The 3597-nt window shown below is 42.2% G+C and carries 1 protein-coding gene and 2 rRNA genes (1 of these 3 cut by a window edge); 2 read left to right on the forward strand and 1 reads right to left on the reverse strand.

From position 1 onward, the window contains the following. Window positions 1-1502 (reverse strand): 16S ribosomal RNA (locus tag F0364_RS29535); it reaches 308 nt to the left of the window's first position. A gap of 98 nt (window positions 1503-1600) precedes the next feature. On the opposite strand from F0364_RS29535, the gene F0364_RS29540 reads away from it, so the two are divergent. Continuing rightward, window positions 1601-1804 carry a hypothetical protein gene (locus F0364_RS29540; protein WP_207719574.1) on the forward strand — a complete coding sequence of 68 codons (204 nt, stop codon included), beginning with the start codon at window positions 1601-1603 and terminating at the stop codon, window positions 1802-1804. A 1636-nt stretch (window positions 1805-3440) separates the two neighbouring features. Next, a 5S ribosomal RNA gene (gene rrf / locus F0364_RS29545) occupies window positions 3441-3561 on the forward strand. Window positions 3562-3597: the final 36 nt, after the last annotated feature.

Genomic DNA, 3597 nt, shown 5'->3' on the forward strand with positions numbered 1-3597 from the left:
AAGGTTAGACTCGCTGGCTCCGTCAGTGTAGCGCGCGTGCGGCCCAGAACGTCTAAGGGCATCACAGACCTGTTATTGCCTCAAACTTCCATCGGCTTGAAACCGATAGTCCCTCTAAGAAGTGGATAACCAGCAAATGCTAGCACCACTATTTAGTAGGTTAAGGTCTCGTTCGTTATCGCAATTAAGCAGACAAATCACTCCACCAACTAAGAACGGCCATGCACCACCACCCACAAAATCAAGAAAGAGCTCTCAATCTGTCAATCCTTATTGTGTCTGGACCTGGTGAGTTTCCCCGTGTTGAGTCAAATTAAGCCGCAGGCTCCACTCCTGGTGGTGCCCTTCCGTCAATTCCTTTAAGTTTCAGCCTTGCGACCATACTCCCCCCAGAACCCAAAGACTTTGATTTCTCGTAAGGTGCCGAGTGGGTCATTAAAAAAACACCACCCGATCCCTAGTCGGCATAGTTTATGGTTAAGACTACGACGGTATCTGATCATCTTCGATCCCCTAACTTTCGTTCTTGATTAATGAAAACGTCCTTGGCAAATGCTTTCGCAGTAGTTAGTCTTCAATAAATCCAAGAATTTCACCTCTGACAATTGAATACTGATGCCCCCGACCGTCCCTATTAATCATTACGATGGTCCTAGAAACCAACAAAATAGAACCAAACGTCCTATTCTATTATTCCATGCTAATATATTCGAGCAATACGCCTGCTTTGAACACTCTAATTTTTTCAAAGTAAAAGTCCTGGTTCGCCAAGAGCCACAAGGACTCAAGGTTAGCCAGAAGGAAAGGCCCCGTTGGAAATCCAGTACACGAAAAAATCGGACCGGCCAACCGGGCCCAAAGTTCAACTACGAGCTTTTTAACTGCAACAACTTTAATATACGCTATTGGAGCTGGAATTACCGCGGCTGCTGGCACCAGACTTGCCCTCCAATTGTTCCTCGTTAAGGTATTTACATTGTACTCATTCCAATTACAAGACCCGAATGGGCCCTGTATCGTTATTTATTGTCACTACCTCCCTGAATTAGGATTGGGTAATTTGCGCGCCTGCTGCCTTCCTTGGATGTGGTAGCCGTTTCTCAGGCTCCCTCTCCGGAATCGAACCCTTATTCCCCGTTACCCGTTGAAACCATGGTAGGCCACTATCCTACCATCGAAAGTTGATAGGGCAGAAATTTGAATGAACCATCGCCAGCACAAGGCCATGCGATTCGAAAAGTTATTATGAATCATCAAAGAGTCCGAAGACATTGATTTTTTATCTAATAAATACATCTCTTCCAAAGGGTCGAGATTTTAAGCATGTATTAGCTCTAGAATTACCACAGTTATACCATGTAGTAAAGGAACTATCAAATAAACGATAACTGATTTAATGAGCCATTCGCAGTTTCACTGTATAAATTGCTTATACTTAGACATGCATGGCTTAATCTTTGAGACAAGCATATGACTACTGGCAGGATCAACCAGATAACTATCTTAAAAGAAGAAGCAACAAGCAGTAAAAAAGAAAGAAACCGAAATCTCTTTTTTTTTTTCCCACCTATTCCCTCTTGCTAGAAGATACTTATTGAGTTTGGAAACAGCTGAAATTCCAGAAAAATTGCTTTTTCAGGTCTCTCTGCTGCCGGAAATGCTCTCTGTTCAAAAAGCTTTTACACTCTTGACCAGCGCACTCCGTCACCATACCATAGCACTCTTTGAGTTTCCTCTAATCAGGTTCCACCAAACAGATACCCCGGTGTTTCACGGAATGGTACGTTTGATATCGCTGATTTGAGAGGAGGTTACACTTGAAGAATCACAGTCTTGCGACCGGCTATTCAACAAGGCATTCCCCCAAGTTTGAATTCTTTGAAATAGATTGCTATTAGCTAGTAATCCACCAAATCCTTCGCTGCTCACCAATGGAATCGCAAGATGCCCACGATGAGACTGTTCAGGTTAAACGCAAAAGAAACACACTCTGGGAATTTCTTCCCAAATTGTATCTCTCAATACGCATCAACCCATGTCAATTAAACACGCTGTATAGAGACTAGGCAGATCTGACGATCACCTAGCGACTCTCTCCACCGTTTGACGAGGCCATTTACAAAAACATAACGAACGACAAGCCTACTCGAATTCGTTTCCAAACTCTTTTCGAACTTGTCTTCAACTGCTTTCGCATGAAGTACCTCCCAACTACTTTTCCTCACACTTGTACTCCATGACTAAACCCCCCCTCCCATTACAAACTAAAATCTTACTTTTATTTTCTTTTGCCCTCTCTGTCGCTCTGCCTTAACTACGTATTTCTCGCCGAGAAAAACTTCAATTTAAGCTATTCTCCAAAAATCTTAGCGTATATTTTTTTTCCAAAGTGACAGGTGCCCCGGGTAACCCAGTTCCTCACTATTTTTTACTGCGGAAGCGGAAGCGGAAAATACGGAAACGCGCGGGAACATACAAAACATACAAAATATACCTTTCTCACACAAGAAATATATGCTACTTGCAAAATATCATACCAAAAAACTTTTCACAACCGAAACCAAAACCAACGGATATCATACATTACACTACCACCATTCAAACTTTACTACTATCCTCCCTTCAGTTTCCCTTTTTCTGCCTTTTTCGGTGACGGAAATACGCTTCAGAGACCCTAAAGGGAAATCCATGCCATAACAGGAAAGTAACATCCCAATGCGGACTATACCACCCCACCACACTCCTACCAATAACGGTAACTATTCTATGTTTTCTTACTCCTATGTCTATTCATCTTTCATCTGACTACCTAATACTATGCAAAAATGTAAAATCATCACACAAAACATAAACAATCAAAATCAGCCATTTCCGCACCTTTTCCTCTGTCCACTTTCAACCGTCCCTCCAAATGTAAAATGGCCTATCGGAATACATTTTCTACATCCTAACTACTATAAAACAACCTTTAGACTTACGTTTGCTACTCTCATGGTCTCAATACTGCCGCCGACATTCTGTCCCACATACTAAATCTCTTCCCGTCATTATCGCCCGCATCCGGTGCCGTAAATGCAAAACAAATACCATCTATGTCTTCCACACCATCATTTTACTATGCCTGCCACCATCCATTTGTCTTTTGCACCATATCTTCATAACCTGTCACCTTGAAACTACCTCTGCATGCCACCTACCGACCAACTTTCATGTTCTGTTTCGACCTACCTCTTGTAAATGACAAATCACCTTTTTCATCGTATGCACCTTATTCTCCACATCACAATGCACTATTGCTTTTGCTTTTTCACCTGTCATATCCTATTGCTATTAGATGAAATATAATAAAAATTGTCCTCCACCCATAACACCTCTCACTCCCACCTACTGAACATGTCTGGACCCTGCCCTCATATCACCTGCGTTTCCGTTAAACTATCGGTTGCGGCCATATCTACCAGAAAGCACCGTTTCCCGTCCGATCAACTGTAGTTAAGCTGGTAAGAGCCTGACCGAGTAGTGTAGTGGGTGACCATACGCGAAACTCAGGTGCTGCAATCTTTATTTCTTTTTTTTTTTTTTTTTTTTTTTTTTTTT

This window comes from Foetidibacter luteolus, assembly GCF_009650435.1.
Classification (GTDB): domain Bacteria; phylum Bacteroidota; class Bacteroidia; order Chitinophagales; family Chitinophagaceae; genus Foetidibacter; species Foetidibacter luteolus.